Annotated in this window: 19 protein-coding genes and 1 tRNA gene; 9 read left to right on the top strand and 11 right to left on the bottom strand. The window is 54.9% G+C overall.

What is annotated here, in order from left to right:
• Window positions 1–107 precede the first annotated feature (107 nt).
• On the top strand, window positions 108–446 hold the full coding sequence (locus tag MJ923_RS02685; RefSeq protein WP_126165960.1) for an FKBP-type peptidyl-prolyl cis-trans isomerase: 339 nt from the start codon (window positions 108–110) through the stop codon (window positions 444–446).
• Window positions 447–509: 63 nt separating this feature from the next.
• Here the strand turns inward: MJ923_RS02685 and MJ923_RS02690 are convergent.
• The 5 genes from MJ923_RS02690 to rpsU all read right to left on the bottom strand — a co-directional run bounded on the left by MJ923_RS02690 (window position 510) and on the right by rpsU (window position 5,230).
• A tRNA-Ile gene (locus tag MJ923_RS02690) sits at window positions 510–586 on the bottom strand.
• A 187-nt stretch (window positions 587–773) separates the two neighbouring features.
• Complete coding sequence (gene rpoD, locus MJ923_RS02695) at window positions 774–2,627, bottom strand: RNA polymerase sigma factor RpoD (protein WP_240589805.1); 1,854 nt, start codon at window positions 2,625–2,627, stop codon at window positions 774–776.
• Window positions 2,628–2,752: 125 nt separating this feature from the next.
• Window positions 2,753–4,483 carry a DNA primase gene (gene dnaG, locus MJ923_RS02700; protein WP_240589806.1) on the bottom strand — a complete coding sequence of 577 codons (1,731 nt, stop codon included), beginning with the start codon at window positions 4,481–4,483 and terminating at the stop codon, window positions 2,753–2,755.
• A gap of 81 nt (window positions 4,484–4,564) precedes the next feature.
• The gene (locus MJ923_RS02705) at window positions 4,565–5,008 is read right to left on the bottom strand and encodes a GatB/YqeY domain-containing protein (RefSeq protein WP_240589807.1); all 444 of its coding nucleotides are present in this window, start codon (window positions 5,006–5,008) and stop codon (window positions 4,565–4,567) included.
• Between the two features lie 6 nt (window positions 5,009–5,014).
• Window positions 5,015–5,230 (bottom strand): 30S ribosomal protein S21, encoded by a 216-nt coding sequence (rpsU, locus tag MJ923_RS02710; protein ID WP_011758943.1) that lies wholly within the window; start codon window positions 5,228–5,230, stop codon window positions 5,015–5,017.
• 234 nt (window positions 5,231–5,464) lie between these two features.
• Between rpsU and tsaD the strand changes: the two genes are divergently transcribed.
• Window positions 5,465–6,478, top strand: a complete 1,014-nt coding sequence (tsaD, locus tag MJ923_RS02715) for a tRNA (adenosine(37)-N6)-threonylcarbamoyltransferase complex transferase subunit TsaD (protein WP_240589808.1) — start codon at window positions 5,465–5,467, stop codon at window positions 6,476–6,478.
• Between the two features lie 93 nt (window positions 6,479–6,571).
• On the opposite strand, the gene plsY is transcribed toward tsaD, so the two are convergent.
• Window positions 6,572–7,153 carry a glycerol-3-phosphate 1-O-acyltransferase PlsY gene (gene plsY, locus MJ923_RS02720; protein WP_240590238.1) on the bottom strand — a complete coding sequence of 194 codons (582 nt, stop codon included), beginning with the start codon at window positions 7,151–7,153 and terminating at the stop codon, window positions 6,572–6,574.
• 265 nt (window positions 7,154–7,418) lie between these two features.
• On the opposite strand from plsY, the gene folB reads away from it, so the two are divergent.
• The 4 genes from folB (at window position 7,419) to MJ923_RS02740 (ending at window position 10,252) form a co-directional block, all read left to right on the top strand.
• Window positions 7,419–7,778: a dihydroneopterin aldolase gene (folB, locus tag MJ923_RS02725; protein WP_240589809.1), complete on the top strand. Its 360-nt coding sequence runs from the start codon at window positions 7,419–7,421 to the stop codon at window positions 7,776–7,778.
• A 2-nt stretch (window positions 7,779–7,780) separates the two neighbouring features.
• Entirely contained in the window at window positions 7,781–8,287 is a 507-nt protein-coding gene (folK, locus tag MJ923_RS02730) for a 2-amino-4-hydroxy-6-hydroxymethyldihydropteridine diphosphokinase (RefSeq protein ID WP_240589810.1), read from the top strand.
• Window positions 8,288–8,296: 9 nt separating this feature from the next.
• Window positions 8,297–9,097 (top strand): undecaprenyl-diphosphate phosphatase, encoded by an 801-nt coding sequence (locus tag MJ923_RS02735; protein WP_126165967.1) that lies wholly within the window; start codon window positions 8,297–8,299, stop codon window positions 9,095–9,097.
• Between the two features lie 339 nt (window positions 9,098–9,436).
• Window positions 9,437–10,252 carry a putative RNA methyltransferase gene (locus MJ923_RS02740; protein WP_240589811.1) on the top strand — a complete coding sequence of 272 codons (816 nt, stop codon included), beginning with the start codon at window positions 9,437–9,439 and terminating at the stop codon, window positions 10,250–10,252.
• Between the two features lie 117 nt (window positions 10,253–10,369).
• On the opposite strand, the gene MJ923_RS02745 is transcribed toward MJ923_RS02740, so the two are convergent.
• On the bottom strand, window positions 10,370–10,633 hold the full coding sequence (locus MJ923_RS02745) for an Lpp/OprI family alanine-zipper lipoprotein (protein WP_011758950.1): 264 nt from the start codon (window positions 10,631–10,633) through the stop codon (window positions 10,370–10,372).
• A gap of 182 nt (window positions 10,634–10,815) precedes the next feature.
• Window positions 10,816–12,087 carry a multifunctional CCA addition/repair protein gene (locus MJ923_RS02750; RefSeq protein ID WP_240589812.1) on the bottom strand — a complete coding sequence of 424 codons (1,272 nt, stop codon included), beginning with the start codon at window positions 12,085–12,087 and terminating at the stop codon, window positions 10,816–10,818.
• A gap of 196 nt (window positions 12,088–12,283) precedes the next feature.
• Here MJ923_RS02750 and MJ923_RS02755 point away from each other — a divergent pair, with 196 nt between their 5' ends.
• Together MJ923_RS02755 and MJ923_RS02760 are read left to right on the top strand one after the other, a co-directional pair.
• Window positions 12,284–14,098: an ExeA family protein gene (locus MJ923_RS02755; RefSeq protein WP_240589813.1), complete on the top strand. Its 1,815-nt coding sequence runs from the start codon at window positions 12,284–12,286 to the stop codon at window positions 14,096–14,098.
• On the top strand, window positions 14,098–15,216 hold the full coding sequence (locus tag MJ923_RS02760; protein WP_240589814.1) for a general secretion pathway protein GspB: 1,119 nt from the start codon (window positions 14,098–14,100) through the stop codon (window positions 15,214–15,216). The genes MJ923_RS02755 and MJ923_RS02760 overlap by 1 nt, the downstream gene beginning before the upstream one ends.
• Window positions 15,217–15,299: 83 nt before the next feature.
• Here the strand turns inward: MJ923_RS02760 and nhaD are convergent, their stop codons facing one another.
• Window positions 15,300–16,547, bottom strand: a complete 1,248-nt coding sequence (nhaD, locus tag MJ923_RS02765; RefSeq protein ID WP_240589815.1) for a sodium:proton antiporter NhaD — start codon at window positions 16,545–16,547, stop codon at window positions 15,300–15,302.
• A 509-nt stretch (window positions 16,548–17,056) separates the two neighbouring features.
• Between nhaD and MJ923_RS02770 the strand changes: the two genes are divergently transcribed.
• Window positions 17,057–17,254 carry a hypothetical protein gene (locus MJ923_RS02770; protein ID WP_126165973.1) on the top strand — a complete coding sequence of 66 codons (198 nt, stop codon included), beginning with the start codon at window positions 17,057–17,059 and terminating at the stop codon, window positions 17,252–17,254.
• Between the two features lie 187 nt (window positions 17,255–17,441).
• On the opposite strand, the gene hemL is transcribed toward MJ923_RS02770, so the two are convergent.
• On the bottom strand, window positions 17,442–18,725 hold the full coding sequence (gene hemL / locus MJ923_RS02775; protein WP_240589816.1) for a glutamate-1-semialdehyde 2,1-aminomutase: 1,284 nt from the start codon (window positions 18,723–18,725) through the stop codon (window positions 17,442–17,444).
• 30 nt (window positions 18,726–18,755) lie between these two features.
• Complete coding sequence (locus MJ923_RS02780; protein WP_126165975.1) at window positions 18,756–19,775, bottom strand: aspartate carbamoyltransferase; 1,020 nt, start codon at window positions 19,773–19,775, stop codon at window positions 18,756–18,758.
• Between the last annotated feature and the right edge of the window lie 59 nt (window positions 19,776–19,834).

Here is a 19,834-nt window from a genome sequence, read left to right on the forward strand (position 1 = left end):
GTGGACGCTAAAAACTGTCCGCAGTGTCCGGCTGTGTCCGCTGTCTCCGCTTCAGTTAAGGGACTGTGGTAAACTCAGGCCTTTACAGGTAAACGAGTAGATAGAGCATGTCTGAACTTGTGATTGAAGATGTGGTAGAAGGCGAAGGCAAGGCCGCGGTAAAAGGCGCGCTTATTACCACCCATTATCGGGGCTGGCTTGCTGATGGCACCGAGTTTGATTCGTCCCATAAGCGTGGTCAGGGATTTCAGTGTGTGATTGGTACCGGCCGGGTAATCAAGGGCTGGGATCAAGGAATAATCGGCATGAAGGTTGGCGGTAAGCGCCGCTTGCAGGTGCCGGCGCATTTGGCCTATGGCGAGCGCCAGATTGGCAATATGATCCCGCCCAACTCAGATCTGACCTTCGAGATTGAGTTGCTGGAAGTACTGACCCGGGATGATTAGCGTCGACCGCGAAAAACAGAAATAAAAAAGCCCATGATGACATGGGCTTTTTTATTTTGAATTTGGTGGCCCCTCACGGACTTGAACCGTGGACCTAACGATTATGAGTCGTGTGCTCTAACCAACTGAGCTAAGGGGCCTTGCTGTTTTGCCGGGGGCTTTACCCCAAGCGGTTTGCAGTATACGAAGTTTGCCAGGGCTTGTCACGGGGCAATTGGAGCAAAATTCCAGCTTGATGTTCAATTGGTTAATGGGTAATCAGCCTCGGTTGTTGCCCGGAAAAAACAAAGCCACCCTAAGGTGGCTTTGTGTGCCTTGCGCTGACTATCAATCGTCGAGGAACGACTTGAGGATCTCAGAGCGGCTTGGGTGGCGCAGCTTGCGCAGTGCCTTGGCTTCAATCTGACGGATACGCTCACGGGTTACGTCGAACTGCTTACCCACTTCCTCAAGGGTGTGGTCAGTGTTCATGTCGATACCGAAACGCATACGCAGTACCTTGGCTTCACGGGCGGTCAGGCCAGCCAGCACTTCGTGGGTAGCTTGCTTGAGGCTCTCGCTGGTGGCGCTGTCCAGTGGCAACTCGAGGGTGGTATCCTCGATGAAATCCCCCAGATGCGAATCTTCATCGTCACCGATTGGGGTTTCCATGGAGATAGGCTCTTTGGCGATTTTCAGTACCTTGCGGATCTTGTCCTCAGGCATGGCCATGCGCTCAGCCAGTTCTTCAGGGGAAGGCTCGCGGCCCATTTCCTGCAGCATCTGACGGCTGATGCGGTTCAGCTTGTTGATGGTCTCAATCATGTGCACCGGAATACGGATGGTACGGGCCTGATCCGCGATAGAGCGGGTGATGGCCTGACGGATCCACCAGGTCGCATAGGTCGAGAACTTGTAACCACGACGGTATTCAAACTTGTCCACCGCCTTCATCAGGCCGATGTTACCTTCCTGAATAAGGTCGAGGAACTGCAGACCACGGTTGGTGTATTTCTTGGCGATAGAAATTACCAGACGCAGGTTGGCCTCAACCATTTCCTTCTTGGCACGGCGAGCCTTGGCTTCACCTATGCTCATGCGGCGGTTGATGTCTTTGATGGCTTCGATAGACAAACCGGTTTCCACTTCAATGGCTTCCAGCTTGCTGCGACAGCGCTGCACGTCGTCTTCAACCAGTTTCAGATCGGCTGAGTATGGACGACCGGCTTCAATTTCTTTGTGGAACCAGGTCAGATCGGTTTCGTTACCGGTGAAGAGCTTGACGAAGTTCTTCTTCGGCATCTTGGCCTGTTCAACACACAGCTTCATGATCAGACGTTCCTGAACACGAACCTTGTCCATCATCTCGCGCATGCTCTTGACCAGACGGTCAAACTGCTTGGGCACCAGACGGAATTCTTTGAAGATTTCACCCAGCTCGAACAGGGCTACGGTGGACTCAGGGTGAGCACGGCCTTTGACTTCGATGATTTTCAGGGCGTTGTCGTAGGCAATACGCAGGGCAGCAAAGCGCTCACGGGCTACTTCAGGATCTGGACCCTTGGCACCGTCGTCGTCGCTGCTGTCGCCATCTTCGTCTTCGTCTTCTTCTTCGTCCATATCGTCTTCATCTTCCAGCTCTTCTTCTGAAAGTTCGGAACCGATATGGGTCGCAGTGGGGCCTACGTCTTCTTCGTTGGGATCAACGAAACCAGAGATGATGTCAGACAGACGGATCGCATCGGCTTCGAACTGGTCGAATTGCTCGAGGATCATGGCGATAGCCTGTGGGTATTCGGCCACAGAACTCTGAACAGTGTTGATGCCTTCTTCGATGCGCTTGGCGATAACGATTTCGCCTTCGCGGGTCAGCAGTTCAACGGTACCCATCTCACGCATATACATACGCACTGGGTCTGTGGTGCGGCCAAGCTCACTTTCTACTGTGGCAAGCGCCGCAGCAGCTTCTTCGGCTGCATCTTCGTCAGTGTTGTCCTCGGACATCATCATGTCATCGGCATCCGGCGCTTCTTCGAATACGCGGATACCCATGTCATTGATCATCTGGATAATATCTTCGATCTGGTCTGAATCGACCATATCTGCAGGTAAGTGATCATTCACTTCTGCATAGGTTAAGTAACCTTGCTCTTTACCTTTGGCGAGCAACAATTTGAGTTGCGACTGCGGAGTATGATCCATAGATATCATCCAATTTGGGTAAGTGTTACAACGATGGCGGCTGTGGCCGAGCCACAAAGCCGCGCAAATCGTCAATTATAGCCATCTGCCTATGCCTGTGCCAGAGGGGCGGGCGGTTTTTTGCCCTAGTTCATGCCCTTCATCACGACGATAAGCTTTTGGAGTTGCAGCTTTTCTTCCCGGGTGAGGTCGGGCTTGATGCTGAGCTCCTGGTAGCGCTGCTCAATATATTGATTATTGAGCCATATCAGCGCTTTGCGAAATTCCTGTGCCACATTATCTTCGGCTATCTGGTGTTCCCACTGGGCCAGCTTGGTTAGGGGGCTCCAGTGCTCGGTTTCCCGATAGTGTTCCAAAAGTTGCGCTGTGGTCAGCGCCTTGTCCCGGGTCAGTTCGAGCAGCTCTATCAACAGCCCAATTCCAGTCATTCGGATATGGGCCAGAGCAGGTTGCAGTGCCAGACCATGACCCAGCTCGGGGCTTTGCACCAACAGGGCTATCGCCAGTCGCAGCGGCGTGCCGCGTCCTTTGAGTCCCTTTTGGGCCATCACCTTTGCCCCGCCGGTTTGACCGCCAATGCCGAGCTTTTTCTTTAAATCCTCACTGCTGTTCATACCCAATTTGTGGGCAAGGTTTTCAAGCAGCAGATTCGTCAGCACCGGGTCTTTAATTTTTTCAATCAAGGCAATGGCCTGCTTGGCCAGATTACCTTTGTCGGTACCGTATTTCTGCGACAGGGTCTCAAACAGATATTCGGCCAGCGACTGTGCGTTTTGAACGCGAACTTCGAAGGCGTCTTTGCCTTCCTTGCGGACTTGTGAGTCCGGATCTTCTCCCTGAGGGAGGAACATAAATTTTACATTGTCACCGGGTTTGAGCAGTGGCAGGGCTGTTTCCATGGCCCGCCAGGCAGCTTCATTGCCGGCTCTGTCGCCGTCGTAGCAACAGATCACTTCTTTGGCACTGCGAAGCAGCAGTTGGAACTGTTCGGCTGTGGTGGATGTTCCCAGCGACGCCACGGCATAGTCAATGCCGTATTGTGCCAGTGCCACCACGTCCATATAGCCTTCGACAATCATCACCCGTTCGGGGTCGCGATGCCTTTGCTTCAGCTCATAGAGACCGTAGAGTTCCTGCCCCTTATGAAATATGGGCGTTTCCGGCGAATTCAAATATTTTGGTGTGCCGTCACCCAGCACCCGGCCGCCGAAGCCGATGACCCGCCCGCGCCGGTCGCGGATTGGGAACATTAAGCGATCGCGGAAACGATCGTAACGCTTGCCACCGTCATTCTCGATAAGCATGCCGGCGGTGAGCAGTTTGTCCTGAGCATCCTGGCTCTGGCGGTAACGGCCGAGCAAACCGTCCCAGCCATCGGGCGCAAAGCCGATGCCGAAATCTTCGATAACCTCTTTGGACAGACCGCGAAATGCCAGATAGTCTTCCACCTTCTGCTTGTCGGCATGTTGGCGAAGCTGTGTCTGGTAGTATCGGGCCGCTTCTTCCATCAGCTGGTATAAATCGCGGGCCAGCCCTTCATCCCGGCGCGGGCCTGTGCCCTGTTCCCGGGGGACTTCCAGCCCCAGCTGACCAGCCAGGTCCTCAATGGCGTCGACAAAGTTCAGCCGGTCGTACTCCATCACGAAGTCGATGGCATTGCCGTGCGCGCCACAGCCAAAACAGTGATAGAACTGCTTATCTCTGCTGACAGTAAATGAGGGTGATTTTTCGCTGTGGAAGGGACAACAGGCAGAGTAGTTCTTACCTGCTTTTTTGAGCGGCACTTTACGGTCGATAAGCTCGACTATGTCCGTTCTGGCTATCAGATCATTGATGAAATCACGAGGTATGGCCACGTTGCTTGCTTCAATTCCCCAAAAGCTCAGTTAAACAAACAAGCCGTGCAAATGCACGGCTTGTTCATACACATAAGTCGATTATTGCAGTTTGGCGCGGATCTTCTGGCCTATGGCCCCCAGATCGGCACGTCCTTGAACTTTCGGCTTAAGTGCTCCCATTACTTTACCCATGTCCGCGATGGAGGCGGCTCCGACTTCGGCGATGGTTGCCTCAATCAGTGAAGCAACTTCGTCTTCACTCAGTGGGGCTGGCAGGAAGGTTTCGATAACCGAAATTTCCGCCGCTTCGACCTCAGCCAGATCGTTGCGACCCGCAGCCTCATATTGGGCAATCGAGTCGCGACGCTGCTTAACCATCTTGGTCAGGACAGCCAAAACTTGCTCGTCATTCAGCGTCTCGCGTGTATCCACTTCGATCTGCTTGATGGCGGCCAGTGCCAGACGAATAGTACCGAGGCGAGCCTTGTCTTTGGCGACAAGGGCCTTTTTCATTTCGTCTTTAAGCTGCTCTGTCAGGTTCATAAGGGATTAGTATAAACGTACGCGACGTGCGTTTTCGCGAGAAAGCTTCTTGGCCAGACGCTTAACCGCAGCGGCCTTGGCGCGCTTACGGGCAGTAGTTGGCTTCTCGTAGAATTCACGAGCACGCACGTCGGCCAGGATACCTGCTTTTTCACAAGAGCGCTTGAAACGACGCAGAGCTACGTCGAATGGTTCATTTTCACGTACTTTAACGATTGGCATACGCCATCACCCCTTAGGTGTAAGTTGCATTGGATTGGTCATGCCCGTTTTGGCCACAACTTCTCCAAGTAAGGATTAAAATGGTGCGGAATTTTAAACCGAACCCGTATTTAATGTAAAGCCCTACCCGCCTTAAAAAGGATCGCAACAGGATCTGAAGCGCGGCTTTACTGGTGTAATAGTAGCTTAGCAGGTAGAATTGGCCGCCCTTTTATGCGGAGGTAAAGACGGAAAATGCGGGTTCTGGGAATCGAAACATCCTGTGATGAGACAGGTATTGCCATCTATGACGAAGAGAAAGGCCTGCTGGCCCACACCCTCTACAGTCAGGTAAAACTGCACGCCGATTATGGCGGTGTGGTACCCGAGCTGGCGTCCCGTGATCATGTCCGCAAGATAGTCCCGCTTATCCGCGAAGCCATGAAACGCGCCGATACCCGCATCGAGGATCTGGATGGGATCTGCTACACCAAGGGCCCTGGGCTGATTGGTGCCCTGTTGGTGGGGGCCTGTGTGGGGCGCTCGCTGGCGTTTTCCTGGAATTTGCCCGCCGTGGGTGTACACCATATGGAAGGGCATCTGCTGGCACCTATGCTGGAAGACGATGTGCCCGAGTTTCCGTTCGTGGCATTGCTGGTTTCCGGTGGTCACTCCATGCTGGTCAAGGTTGATGGCATAGGTCAGTACGAAGTGCTGGGCGAGTCCATCGACGATGCGGCCGGTGAAGCTTTCGATAAAACAGCCAAGTTGATGGGCCTTGACTATCCAGGCGGTCCGAGGCTTGCCAAGCTGGCCGCATCCGGTCAGCCTGCCAACTACAAGTTCCCGCGCCCCATGACCGACAGACCCGGACTGGATTTCAGTTTCTCCGGTCTGAAGACCTTTGTTGCCAACACCATTGCTGCCGAACCTGACGATGAGCAGACCCGCGCCAATATCGCCCGCGCCTTCGAAGAAGCCGTGGTGGATACCTTGTCTATCAAGTGTCGCCGCGCGCTCGAGCAAACCGGCTACAAGCGCCTTGTTATTGCCGGTGGCGTGAGTGCCAACGTGCGTCTGCGCGCAGGTCTGGCGGAACTGATGGATAAACTGGGTGGCAAGGTGTATTACCCCCGCGGTGAGTTTTGTACCGACAATGGCGCCATGATTGCCTACGCCGGTCTGCAGCGCCTGAAAGCCGGTCAGGTTGAAGATCTGGCGGTAAAAGGTCAGCCCCGTTGGCCGCTGGACAGTTTACCGGCGGTATAATTCAAGCCGTTCAAGCTCAGGCTAATTGCTCATATCAAAATGGCGCCCTCGGGCGCCATTGTTATTTTTACCTTTTGCAGGCACCTGCCGAGCTCAGTCTTTGGGCTTTTTCTTGCGTGATACTTTTGACTCTTCGCCTTTGAGCAAGCGGTTAATGTTGTCTTTATGGCGGATAAGGATCAGAGTCGAGAGCATGGCCACTGGAATGGTAAACCTGTCATCAAGCCACCAGGTGTACACGGGGGCGAGCAGGGCGGTCGCAAGCGCAGCCACCGATGAGTAGCGGGTCAGCAGCAGGGTCAGCACCCAGGTGGCAATCAGCAGTAATGTCAGGTAGCCATCGATGGGCGCAATAGCGCCATAGGCGGTAGCTACACCTTTGCCGCCTTTAAAGCCGAAGAAGACAGGGAAGATATGTCCAAGACAGGCGGCGATGGCAATCACCCCCAGCCATACCGCATCGATACCCAGCTTAAAGCCGATATAGGCGGGCACGGCGCCTTTGAGCATATCAAACAGCAGTACCATGGCCGCCGCACTGGCGCCACCGATGCGCAGCACGTTGGTGGCACCGGGATTGCCCGAGCCCTGAGTGCGGGGATCCGGTAAGCCGCGCAGCTTGCAAACCAGCACGGCACTGGATACTGAGCCTGCCAGATAGGCGCACAGGATCATAAAAGCCGTCAATGCAAATTCGCTGGTCAAATTGGTTTCCTTACGCGTCTTAAGGTATTATCGCCGCCAGTCCCCGGACAGCGAAATATGTCCGGTGATGGACTCGATTCATTATTGGGCACGCATGCCGGTAAATATTGATTCTTAAGGCGTTATCCTAACGCCCTTGGCGCCAATGAGAAAGAGCAATCCATCGATTGCCCTCATCGGCGAGCGGATTATACCGGGAAAGCGGGCCAAAGCTTGTCAGACCTCAGGAAATACCATGGATAAAGTGCTGATCCGCGCCCTGCGTATCGATACTGTGATCGGTATCTACGATTGGGAAAAAGCCAGGCAGCAGACCTTGCTGCTGGATTTGGATATGGCGTGGGATATTGCCCCCGCAGCGGCAACCGATGATTACAGCCACGCCCTGTGCTACGAGACTGTCTCAAATCGTCTGACAGCCCTTATCACCGAAAAGCCCATTGAGTTGATTGAAACCGTGGCCGACATGGCCGCCCGCTGTGTGATGGATGAATTCAATGTGTCCTGGGTGCGGGTGAGAGTGATGAAACCCGGCGCCGTGAAAGCGGCCGAAGCCGTGGGCGTTGAAATCGAGCGCCGCACCGGGGGGCGCTGAGCATGGCCCGGATTTATATCAGCGTCGGCAGTAACATAGAGCCGGAAAAATACTTAAGAAACGCCCGCACAGCCCTTGAGGCGCAACTGGGGGCGCTCAGCCTGTCGCCTGTGTATCAGTCGGAGGCCGTGGGCTTTGAGGGCGAGCATTTCCTCAATATGGTGATTGGTGCCGACACCGACCTCGATATCGCTGCTCTGGTTGCCCTGTTCAAGCAAATTGAGCTCGATAATGGCCGCAAGCCCGGCGCCAAAAAGTTCAGCGCCCGGACGCTGGATCTGGATTTGCTGCTTTATGGCGCCCGGGTTTGTCAGGCGCCGATTGAATTGCCAAGGGCCGAAATTCTGCACAATGCCTTTGTGCTCTGGCCTCTGGCCGATATTGCGCCCGCTGAGGTGCACCCGCTTGCCGGACGAGATTACCAGTCCCTTTGGCAGGCGTTTGATAAACAAAGCCAGCGCCTGTGGCCGGTGGCATTTTCCTGGGATAACGACTCCCTCAGCCAATAAAGGAATATTATGGATACCTTGCAGGTCATCATTCTTGCCCTCATCCAGGGCCTGACCGAATTTTTGCCCATTTCCAGCTCGGCGCACCTGATTTTGCCGGCGCAGCTGTTTGGCTGGGAAGATCAGGGGCTGTCGTTCGATGTCGCTGTGCACATAGGCTCGCTGCTGGCGGTTGTGATTTATTTCCGTAAAGAAATCGTCGCCATGCTCACGGCCTGGCTTGCCAGCATCTTTAAGGGCAAGCAAAGCGACGACAGTAAACTGGCCTGGTGGATTATCCTCGCAACCATTCCCGCCGTTGGGGTGGGATTTGCCGCAAAAGATCTGGTGGAAACCCACCTGCGCGGCCCCGGCGTGATTGCCGTGACCACAGTCATCTTTGGTCTGCTGCTGTGGTTTGCCGATCGCATTGCCAAAGATGAGCTAACCGAATACCAGACCGGCTGGCGCAAGGCACTGCTGATTGGTATTGCCCAGGCCATGGCGCTTATTCCGGGTACTTCCCGCAGCGGTATCACCATTACCGCAGCGCTGATGCTCGGCCTTAAGCGCGAGGCGGCGGCCCGCTTTAGTTTCCTGATGTCTATTCCAGTGATCCTGGGCGCGGCGCTGCTGATGACCAAGGATATCATCAGCGAAGGTCATGCCGTTGATTGGCATGCGCTCGGGCTGGGAGTGGTGTTGTCCTTTGTGGCGGCCTATACCTGTATTTATTTCTTCCTTAAAATTATCAGCCGCATGGGCATGACGCCCTTTGTGATTTATCGCCTGGCCCTTGGGGTATTCCTCTGTGGGTTTATCTTCCTGTAACAGGGAGCCCTGAGTCCGGAGGCGGCGATGGCCGCCTCTTTTGTTTAAGGGAAGGTGCGAACAAGTCCCGTGCTTGCTCTGCGTGAGCTTACAGTGGATAGATGCAAGGCACAGTTTGCAGCGAATGGCCTTAGTCCTTCGCAAGAACTGTAACGTCGCAGATACCGCTGTAAGCCACGCCCTGCGGGGCTTTGATAGCAACACCATTTCAGCGTTATTCAACTTCAGCAGGACGGCGGGGGCGCCCAGCCATGCTTTCAGTTAAATGCCTTGAACTGTCGTCGCTATCAAAGCCAGAGCTGTGCGAGGACTTATTCGCACCTTCCTTAAGGAGTTCCAATGCAATTTCAGTGTCCACTTTGCCGCCAGCCGCTGCACGCCCATCAAGAGTCCAAAGGATGGTATTGCGATGGAAAACATCACTTTGACCGTCATGCCATCGGCTACTGGGATTTTTTCCCAACCCGTAAGCCCAAAAACGCCGAAAGCCGCGACACCCTGAGAGCCAGACAATTTTTGCTGACATCGGGCATCTACAACGCCGCCATCGAGGCGCTGGCAAAGGCGGCACGTCAGTATTCAGCCATCGATGCGCCAGCGTGCGTGCAGCAGGGGGCCGGCCATGCCTGGCTTGGCAAGCAGCTCAAGGCTGCGCTGGATGAACAGGGTTGTCAGGTGTCGCTGTTCAGTCCGCTGGAGGCCGAAAACGAAGCCTTTGCTGCCGCCAAGGCGGGTATGGAAAACGTGTGTTTTACCTCGCTCAAAGGCCTGCCATTCGCCGATGCCTCGGCTGATATGGTGTGGCTGCTTGAAGCGCCGCTGAAGGGCAAAGAGTGGCTTAGAATTCTCAAGCCTGATGGCTTGCTGCTGATGTTGGTGCCGGGGCCGCGTCACTTATGGCAGTTGCGGGAGTTTGTTTATCCCGGGCTCGATGAAAAGCCGTTTTCGCTTGAGTTGCCGCAAGCCTTTGAGCTGCTGGCAGAAGAGGCTGTGTCCTGGCCTTTAGCCATTCAGTCACAGGATGCGATGGTACTGATGGATATGGCGCCCTGGGCATGGCGGGTTAAAGAAGGCATGCGTAAAGCCATTGCCAAGGCAAGCTTCGAGGCGCTGGAGATGGATTTCAGAATTATCGTGGCCCGAAAAAAAGCCTGATGGCATTGCAGTGAACACTGATGGGTCTGTGCCTGGCACCGGCCCATTTTTTTATGGCAAATTTTGGGCAAAAAAATACCGGCAACGCCCGAGAGCATTGCCGGTACCAACATAACATTACTTCTTGTAAGAAGAAGCTACGTTGTCCAGACGGTCGTTAGCGCGCTTGGCTTCAGCTTGAGCGTCCATAGCAGCAGCTTTGGCAGCCTTGGCATCTGCAGCGATCTGGCCTTGCTCAGACTTCAGAGCACTCACGTCAGCAGACAGTTGGTCTACTTTGTTGCTCAGGTTGGCAACGCTTTCTTCCAGAGCGGTAGTGTTGGCACAGCCACCCAGCAGAGCAGTCATGGCAACACCGGCGATCAGCAGTACTTTTTTCATGAAAACATCCCTTAAGATAGGTTGGATTTGACATTTCAGCTGCCTGGCAACTGAAGCCGGCTAATTATGTCATAGCCATTTTTTTTTGCTACGAATATCCATCGATTCGCCCAATTACCTTATCGAAAATTCAGTCAATTGCAAGTTTCAAGTCCTGATTTTGTAAGGATTGAGCAGAAATTTCACGACTTTGGGTCAGAATTTTTCACGGGTAAAGCTTTTGGTTTAAATTGGACAGAGTTTTTTATCAAACTTATTTCCGCCAGCCGCCTTTTACTTAATTCCGTTCGGATTTCAGCGCCCTTAAAACCGGCGTCAATTATTCCACGAACGTCAACTTTTAATGCTCCTTCGAAGCAGGCTTGCAAATAGGCTTTTTGAGGATATTCGGCCTGCTCAAAACCGGTTCTGCCTTTCAGATCGGCCTCGCAGGCAAGCAGTACCCATTCCAGCCGTTCTCCCTTGCGCCACAGATCCAGCTTGTCGAACAGCTTGAGTATGGTTTCGGCCCTCAGTTCAAAGGCATTGTGGATGTTTTGATGCTCGTCGCTGACCCACAGCGCCAGATCCCGGTAGTCGCCGGGTACCCGTAGCCGCTCACACAGGGCCTTGATGGGTTTCAGTCCCTTTTGACCGTGGCCATGATGTTTGGGCCAAAGCGCTTTTGGGGTCAAGGCTTTGCCCAGATCGTGTACCAGCGCGGCAAAGCGTACGGCGCGATTGTGAGTAAGCCTGGCGGCTTCACGCAGTACCATCAGGGTGTGGATGCCAGTATCGATTTCCGGGTGCCATTTTTCAGGTTGGGGCACACCAAAGAGCGCATGAATTTCAGGGAACAGCACTTCCAGCGCGCCGCAGTCTTTGAGCACCTCAAAAAATACCTCTGGCCGCTCGCAGCCAAGTACCTTGTCGAGCTCCTGCCATACCCGCTCGGCGGTCAGATGCAAAAGCTCACCGTTTTGGGCAAGTTCCCGCATCAGCGCCAATGTCTCGGGGGCAACACTAAAGCCCTGTGGCGCAAACCGAGCCGCGAAGCGTGCCACCCTCAGCACCCGCAGCGGGTCTTCCACAAAGGCGTCTGAGACATGGCGCAGCTGACGCGCCTCAAGGTCAGACATGCCGCCCCAGGGGTCGTGAAGCTTGCCCTCATCATCCATGGCGATGGCGTTGATGGTCAGATCGCGACGCTTAAGATCTTGTTCCAGAGTCACCTCAGGGCTGGCGTGGCAGACAAAACCGCCGTAGCCAGAGCCTGATTTTCTCTCGGTGCGGGCCAGAGCATATTCTTCCTGGGTTTTGGGGTGTAAAAACACCGGAAAATCGCGTCCGACCTGACGAAATCCGGCTGCCAGCATCTCATCGATACTGGCACCCACCACCATATAATCTCTGTCTTTAACCTCAAGGCCGAGCAAGCGGTCGCGCACTGCGCCGCCAACCAGATATGTTTTCAATGCGTTAATTCCAAAAGCTGGTTTGTTTTAGCTTAACACGGCGCGGCGCGCTTTCGTGATAGCGCCGAGGCTCCCGGGCAGAGTTTTTGACTTTACCCGGCGCTGGCATTACCTTGGCTGCACTGCGCAGGCCGGTAACCACATACAGCAAGAATATAGGGTGCGCGGTACGGCTTATTAGGAGGAATAGCAAGGCATGTACAAGGCGTTTTATGGGCTCAAGGATAACCCGTTTTCCATCGCCCCCAATCCCAGTTACCTGTTTTTAAGTGACAGGCACAGGGAGGCGTTGGCCCACCTGACCTACGGCCTTGGTGAAACCGGTGGCTTTGTGCTGCTTACCGGTGAAGTGGGCACTGGCAAAACCACTGTGTCCCGCTGCTTGCTGCGTCAGCTGCCCGAGACCACAGATACCGCCTTTATCCTCAATCCGGCGCTGACCGAACTTGAGCTGCTGGCTACCCTTTGCGATGAGCTTAAAATTCCCTATGGCGAGTCCCCAAGCCTGAAGCAACTGACCGACCTTATAAGCGGCTTTTTGCTTAAAAATCATGATGCCGGCCGTAATACCGTATTGATTATCGACGAAGCCCAGCACCTGAAAGCCGAAGTGCTGGAGCAGCTGAGGCTGCTGACCAACCTCGAAACCGATACCAAAAAGCTGCTGCAAGTGATTTTGATTGGCCAACCTGAGCTGCAACAACTCCTCAAGCGCCAGGAACTTAGACAGCTTGCACAGCGCATTACTGCCCGTTACCACTTGCTGCCCCTTACCGCCGAAGAAGTTGGTCTCTACGTGCAGCACAGGCTGCAGGTGGCGGGTCGGTTTGAACCTTTGTTCAATGCCGCCGCCATCAAGGCATTGCACGATGCCAGCGGTGGCATCCCGCGGATCATCAATCTATTGTGTGAACGTGCCCTGATGGCAGGCTTTGCCCGTAGTCAGGTGCCCATCAATAAACAGATGGTACGTCAGGCGGCAGTGGAAGTCTTGGGGCTGGATGAGCCCAAACACCACTGGTACGAACGCCCGGTGGTCATTGGCGTTGCGGCAGCGCTCACCTTTGGCGCCGCGCTCTACGGCTTTAATCATTTAGGGAGCGCCGGCTCGGCCGGCGCTGCAAATTTTCAAGCCAGCGATAGCGCTGGAGGCCTGCCAACTGCCGCTATGGCATCTGTGCCGCAGACCTCGCAGCCTGCTGCGAATACCGGCGCGCAAACCAGTGCAGCATCGGCATCGACTGAGCAGAGCGCTGCGGTCGCCCTGCAAGCACAGTCGAAAGAGCAATCTGGCACCCAGAGTGATCAGGGCCAGACTATTGAATCTACACCGGTTGCCCGTGCCACCGATGCCACAGCACAGCTGGCCGAGCTCGAGGCCCGTCAGGCCAGGGTTCGTGACCGGGTACTGGGTGAGGCTGTGGCTCAAAGCCGCAGACTGGATACCGCTTTTGCGGCACTCTTTGGTGCCTGGGGACTGGCGCCGGTGCAGGATCTGAGTCCCTGCGAATCGGCCCGCGAACAGGGACTGTCGTGCTTTCAGCAGCAGGGCTCCTGGTTCAATCTGGTTAAGCTGAACTACCCGGCGGTGGCCTATATGATGGACGATGCCGGCGCTGAGTTTTTTGCCACTGTGATTGAGCGCGATGGTGATGAACTGCTGGTGCAGTTGGCTGAGCAGCAACTGTGGGTGAACCGCGACTGGTTCAACCGCCATTTCACCGGCACCTTTGAGCTGTTGTGGCAGGCGCCTTCTTACAGCCCACGGGAAATCAGTGTTTCATCGCCGCAACCCGAAGTGCAGTGGCTCGAAAATGGCCTTGCCCGGGTGGAAAATGCCACCCCACGACTGGTGTCCCAGTTCGATGCCGAACTCGAGACTCGCTTGAAAATATTCCAACGTCAACATGGGCTTAAGGCAGATGGCATTGCCGGCAGCCAAACCCTGGCACAGCTTAATCTGTATTTGAGTCAGGAAGGTCCACGGCTGGTGCAGGGAGGACGTTACTGATGTCCATCTTGCTCGATGCGGTAAGTCGCAGCAAACAGCAACACGAAACCGAGTTTGACCCGATTTCGAGCCCGAGGCCGTTGTATTCGGCACCCGCCGCTAATCGCCGACTTGGGAAGGAGTTACTGCTGCCAGGGGCGCTGGCCGTCGCCATCGCTGCAGCTTGGGGTGTTAATCAGTGGCTGATGCCAGCCCAGGCGTTGCAGCCCGTGATGAATTCACCGCTGAGCCAGGCCGTTTCGGACAAGGCACAGGTAAGCCGCCCGCAAATGGTTGCGACGCAGCCGGCTTCCGGGCAAGCCGCTCAGGCGCTTGTCAGTCAGGTCTCATCGCCGCAAGCCTTGGAGTCTCAGGGCAGCTTTGAGGCAGATGGGGTGCGTCTTGCCGGGAAATCGGCGCTGCCTGCGCCTGTGAATCTGTCACCCGCCGCAAACTATAGCGCCGGGGTCAATGCACTCTTGCAGGATCCTAACGCCGGGCTCAGTTATGAGGTGGCAGAAGAAACCGCAGAAGCCAGAGCGGCACGCTTGGAAGCCCTGATGGCCGCCGGTGTGACCGACGAGCAGCGGCGCGCCTTTGATGAAGTGATGCAGGTAGAGGAGCCGAGCCCCCGCCAGGTGCTTACTCAACGGCAAACTGCCACGCCGCCAAAAGAGCAGGGCGTGGCAGCACTGCAGGCCGAAGTCGATAAAGCTGCCGCCGAACTTGGGCTGCATCGTGTTGAGCCCAAGCCGGTTTCGCCAAGCCAGGCACCTCAGCAGAGCAAGCCGCTCAGTGGTGATGCTCTGGTACAGGCCTTTGAAGCGGCGCTGAAAGAGGTGGAATATTCCCAGTCTGTCAATCAGGATGTGACCCCACAGCCGCTGTCTACAATTCCCAAAACCTCAGATTATCCGCGCTATGGCGACCTGCCTGCCGGACTGCAACTCATGGTGCCTGAATTTAATATCATGGCCCATGTGTACTCCAACGATCCAGCCCAGCGCTGGCTGAATGTGGATGGCAAGGAGCTGCAGGAGGGGGACAGTATTCAGGGCAAGCTGCGGATTGTGGAAATTCGTCCAAGAGACGTGGTGCTGGATATCGAAGGCACCGCCTTTAAGGTGCCCGCCATTTAACGGCTAGGCATCAGCAAGCATTAACAAACACCAGCAAACAAAAAGGCGCCCAAGGCGCCTTTTTTTAGCTAAGCATCATGCGGTTAGCCGTAGAACTGGTAGGCAATCAGCAGCGTCAGGGCGTAGCCGACGGCGTAGGACAGCAGCAGTGAAGGCACGTACTTGAGGTAGGTCACGAAGGTCAGTTCCTTCACCTTGCTCATGGCGATGATCCCGGCGGCGGAACCAATGACCAGCAGCGAACCACCCACGCCCACCGCATAGGTCAGGCCCAGCCATTCAGGCGTCGACAGCACAGGCTCTGCTTTCAGCAGCGCCGCGGTCAGAGGCACGTTATCCAGAATCGCCGAACCCATACCTGTGACGAAGTTGGAGATGTTGGGGTCGTGCATGGCGTACACCTCGGTCAGCAGCTCCAGGGTGCCGATTTCTTTAAGCATGCCCACCAACAGCAGGATCCCGAGGAAGAACAGCAGGGTGTCGTATTCCACCTGACGTATGTACTCGAGGATCTTGGTTTCTTCTTTATCGGAGCGAATGGTGTGGCCCACCAGGAACATCACCGACAGACCGGTGAGGAAGGTGAGAACCGGCGGAATACCAAAGAGCACGTTCAGCACCATGGTCATGATGATGGTGATAAAGAAAATGGCCGCAATGGCAATATCCACCGGCTGATAAGCACGATTGATTGGGGTGGTGCTTACTTCGCCCTTGGCGTTCATGGAGAACAGGATTGCCAGCAGGAACACGCTCGCTGCGGCGGGGATAAACAGAATCAGCAGCTCGGAGATATGTACGTGGCCAGAGAGGAAGATCATCAGGGTGGTCACGTCGCCGGTAATAAGGGCTACACCGCCAGAGTTCACCGCAAAGATAATCAATACTGCCATTCGGCGACGCATCTGTTTATCGAGCTTGAAGGTGGTAAGCAGGCCAAGGGATACCAGGGTGGCGGTCACGTTATCACAGAAGGCCGACAGCACCAGGGCAAACAGTGCCACCTGGATCATCAGCATTCGCACCGACACCCGCTGCGGGAAGATTTTCTGCACCATAATCTGGATCATGCCTTTGGCGTTCAGATAGGCCACAAAGGTCATGGTCGACATCAAAAACAGCCACAGAGTGGCGATTTCCAGCAGGTTTTCGTTAAGCTCGTGGGCGACCAGCTCGGTGTGTTCACCGCCACCGGCAGCCATAAACAGGGCAACCCAGGACACACAGCCTAAAAACAGGGTGGTCTTGGCTTTGTTGAGGTGAGTCACCTCTTCAAAAATGATACTGAGCAATGCCAGTACCGCCAGAATAATCAAAAAGGTATGGAGCATAACGCACGTCCTGCTGCAGATACGGGTTCGTATTGGGCCCCGGCTGAGGGCCAAAATGCCGGATTAAATCAAGGAATGATTAAGCCGGCTATGCTAAAGCCGCCTCGGGCGTGCGGATCAGACCATAACCGCTGGGATAACGCAACCGTTAGCCTCTACACAATTAGTCGGGGTCTTGTGATCAGTGTCACGCAAAATTGGCAGCAATGCCGAACAAGATCCTGAACTCATCCGATGTGTCAGCAGCTTATGCTGGATGAAAAACTGAGCAGTGACGCACTCGGGCAGATCTGCTGCATGTGCGCGCCGGAAAAAACTTTATTTTTATTTTTCCGTCGTTTGCTAAAGGGTTGTTCGTTCGGTAAAAATTGCTTATTCCAATCGCAGCAAAATAGCGCAAAAATGACATAAATTTGTCATCGTCAAAATATTGACTGAACAATAAGTGAGCGGTAAATTGTGCCTCCAATAATCAATAAACCACTAGCTGTAGTGGGGAGGCGCTGAGAATGCAATTTTTGCTGAAGAGCATTTTGCTGTTGGGAGCCTTGGTCTGGCTGATTGTCAGCGCCAAGACCCTACTGGCTCTCGGGGTGATGGAGAACCCTTCGGTTGTGAAGGACCATTTGCTGGTGTTGGTGCAATTGGTGGCCGCCTTGCTGATCCTGCGAAGCCTGACCAGTAAGAGTAAGCGAGACAGTTACTGAAGCCTGTACCGGCCTTGTGACCTGCAAGCCAAACATGCGCTCATAAAAATAAGCTGACTGATACCATCGGGCTTATTTGAAACCAAGTGCTTGAAAACGCTTTGAAAAACTCTTAAAAACAAATTCTCAAAAAACAAAAAGGACGCCAATCGGCGTCCTTTTTCGTGTCAGCAGAAGCTCTGCTGCGTTACTTCATCTTCGCCAGCACGCGGTCAGCGGCGGCCAGGGTTTCTTCAATTTCTTTGTCACCGTGGGCCATGGACAGGAAGCCTGCCTCGTAGGCGCTCGGAGCCAGATACACACCTTCATCCAGCATGCCGTGGTAGAAGGCGCGGAAGTGGTCCATGTTGCAGCGGGTCACCTGGTCGAAACGGGTGATGTGCTGCTCGTCGGTGAAGAAGAAGCCGAACATGCCGCCAACGTAGTTGATGGCCATTGGGATGCCGTGCTTGTCGGCCGCAGCCTTGAAGCCTTCGGCGATGCGCTTGGTCTTGGCGGCCAGCTCTTCATACAGGCCGTCGGCGCACAGGGCGTCGAGCTGCGCCAGACCGGCAGTCATGGCAATCGGGTTACCTGAAAGAGTACCGGCCTGATACACAGGGCCAGCCGGTGCCAGATACTGCATCACGTCTTTTTTGCCGCCAAAGGCGCCAACGGGCATACCGCCGCCGATAACCTTACCCAGGGTGGTGAGATCCGGGGTCACGCCATAGTGACCCTGGGCGCCGCTTCTGGAGACGCGGAAGCCAGTCATTACTTCATCGATGATAAGCAGGGCGCCATACTTGTCACAGAGGGCGCGCAGGCCTTCCAGGAAGCCAGGCACTGGTGGAATACAGTTCATGTTGCCGGCAACCGGCTCGATGATGATACAGGCGATGTCTTCAGGATACTGGTCGAAGAAAGATTGCACCGACTCCAGATCGTTATAAACAGCAGTCAGAGTGTGCTTGGCGAAGTCTTCCGGAATGCCCGGTGAGCTTGGCTGACCCAGAGTCAGGGCGCCGGAGCCTGCTTTTACCAGCAGACAGTCGGCGTGGCCGTGGTAGCAGCCTTCAAACTTAAGGATTTTGTCACGCTTGGTGTAACCACGGGCCAGACGGATGGCGCTCATGGTGGCTTCGGTGCCTGAACTCACCATACGCACCTGGTCCATCGAAGGCACCATCTCGATAACCTTCTCGGCCATGATGACTTCAAGTTCAGTCGGCGCGCCGAAAGACAAACCATTGTGAACGGCTTTGAGCACCGCTTCGCGGATAGCAGGGTGGTTGTGGCCGAGGATCATCGGGCCCCACGAACCCACGTAATCGATATAGGCCTTGCCGTCGGCATCATAGATGTATGCGCCATCGGCTTTTTCGATAAAGCGAGGGGTACCGCCCACGCCATTGAAGGCGCGCACCGGTGAGTTAACGCCACCGGGAATGGTTTTTTTAGCCTGTTCAAACAAGGTTTCGGAACGGGTCATGTATCAATCCTTTAAGTCAGTGGCCGACGCTTAGAAGTCAGCCTTGCGTGAATACCAGTTAACCGGACACTCGTATTTTTCCAGCTGCTCATCTACCCCAAGGGTCAGAGCAAACAGCGCCATGCGAATGAGCAGCCCGTTATCGGCCTGGCGGAAGATGGCCAGGTTAGGATGGCTGTTCAAATCGTTATCCAGCTCATTGGCCTGGGCGCGTGAGTCCCGTGGCAGTGGATGCATGATCACCGTATTGGATTTGCAGTGCTGGGTGTAGATGCTGCGGTTAAGGCGGAACTTGCCGCGATACTTGTTGGCTTCGTCCTGAGACGGGAAGCGCTCTTCCTGAATGCGGGTCAGGTACAGAATATCGGCCTGGTCCAGATTGCCTTCCAACTGATCGGTTATTGTGACCTTGTGACCGGCATTTTCAATGTCGGCTATCACATAATCGGGCATTGCCAGTTCTTTGGGCGAAATCAGGGTAAAGCTGACGTTCTTGTACAGGCACAACAGGCGCGACAGCGAGTGCACTGTGCGGCCAAACTTAAGGTCACCTACCATGGCGATGTGCATACCATCGATGCCCATACCGGCGTGGCTCAGTTCCTTCTGGATGGTGAACAGGTCCAGCAGTGCCTGAGTCGGATGCTCGTTGGGGCCGTCGCCGCCATTGATCACCGGCACCCGGCTGCCTTCGGCAAACTCTCGCACCGAGTAAGCATCGGGGTGACGCATGGCAATCACGTCAGAATAGGTTGAAAGCACCCGGGCGGTATCGTACAGCGACTCACCCTTGGACAGCGACGAAGATGCCATACCCACGGTTTCGGCCACCCGGCCACCCAGCAGGTTAAAGGCACAGCCAAAGCTGACCCGGGTACGGGTGCTTGGCTCAAAAAACAGGTTGCCCAAAATCGCACCATCCAGCACCCGGGTACGCTTTTCCCGTAACGCATAGGGCGTCATACGCTCGGCAACACTGAAAATGGTTTGAATGGAGTCCAGATTGAACTGGTTTACTGAGAGGATGTGAGATCCCTTGAACTGAGTCATCAGCCGGCTTTCCAATTGCTGCGGACCGGAGCGCACAAGGGCGATTCCGACCCTGGGTT

It is taken from the genome of Shewanella zhuhaiensis (assembly GCF_022484835.1).
In the GTDB taxonomy this organism is placed as follows: Bacteria; Pseudomonadota; Gammaproteobacteria; order Enterobacterales; family Shewanellaceae; genus Shewanella; species Shewanella khirikhana.

Excerpts from the sequence above, each read along its gene's own strand:
- MJ923_RS02685 (WP_126165960.1), top strand. The coding sequence starts at position 108 with ATGTCTGAACTTGTGATTGAAGATGTGGTAGAAGGCGAAGGCAAGGCC.
- rpoD (WP_240589805.1), bottom strand. The coding sequence starts at position 2,627 with ATGGATCATACTCCGCAGTCGCAACTCAAATTGTTGCTCGCCAAAGGT.
- MJ923_RS02705 (WP_240589807.1), bottom strand. The coding sequence starts at position 5,008 with ATGAACCTGACAGAGCAGCTTAAAGACGAAATGAAAAAGGCCCTTGTC.
- rpsU (WP_011758943.1), bottom strand. The coding sequence starts at position 5,230 with ATGCCAATCGTTAAAGTACGTGAAAATGAACCATTCGACGTAGCTCTG.
- tsaD (WP_240589808.1), top strand. The coding sequence starts at position 5,465 with ATGCGGGTTCTGGGAATCGAAACATCCTGTGATGAGACAGGTATTGCC.
- plsY (WP_240590238.1), bottom strand. The coding sequence starts at position 7,153 with ATGATCCTGTGCGCCTATCTGGCAGGCTCAGTATCCAGTGCCGTGCTG.
- folB (WP_240589809.1), top strand. The coding sequence starts at position 7,419 with ATGGATAAAGTGCTGATCCGCGCCCTGCGTATCGATACTGTGATCGGT.
- folK (WP_240589810.1), top strand. The coding sequence starts at position 7,781 with ATGGCCCGGATTTATATCAGCGTCGGCAGTAACATAGAGCCGGAAAAA.
- MJ923_RS02735 (WP_126165967.1), top strand. The coding sequence starts at position 8,297 with ATGGATACCTTGCAGGTCATCATTCTTGCCCTCATCCAGGGCCTGACC.
- MJ923_RS02740 (WP_240589811.1), top strand. The coding sequence starts at position 9,437 with ATGCAATTTCAGTGTCCACTTTGCCGCCAGCCGCTGCACGCCCATCAA.
- MJ923_RS02745 (WP_011758950.1), bottom strand. The coding sequence starts at position 10,633 with ATGAAAAAAGTACTGCTGATCGCCGGTGTTGCCATGACTGCTCTGCTG.
- MJ923_RS02755 (WP_240589813.1), top strand. The coding sequence starts at position 12,284 with ATGTACAAGGCGTTTTATGGGCTCAAGGATAACCCGTTTTCCATCGCC.
- MJ923_RS02760 (WP_240589814.1), top strand. The coding sequence starts at position 14,098 with ATGTCCATCTTGCTCGATGCGGTAAGTCGCAGCAAACAGCAACACGAA.
- nhaD (WP_240589815.1), bottom strand. The coding sequence starts at position 16,547 with ATGCTCCATACCTTTTTGATTATTCTGGCGGTACTGGCATTGCTCAGT.
- MJ923_RS02770 (WP_126165973.1), top strand. The coding sequence starts at position 17,057 with ATGCAATTTTTGCTGAAGAGCATTTTGCTGTTGGGAGCCTTGGTCTGG.
- hemL (WP_240589816.1), bottom strand. The coding sequence starts at position 18,725 with ATGACCCGTTCCGAAACCTTGTTTGAACAGGCTAAAAAAACCATTCCC.
- MJ923_RS02780 (WP_126165975.1), bottom strand. The coding sequence starts at position 19,775 with ATGACTCAGTTCAAGGGATCTCACATCCTCTCAGTAAACCAGTTCAAT.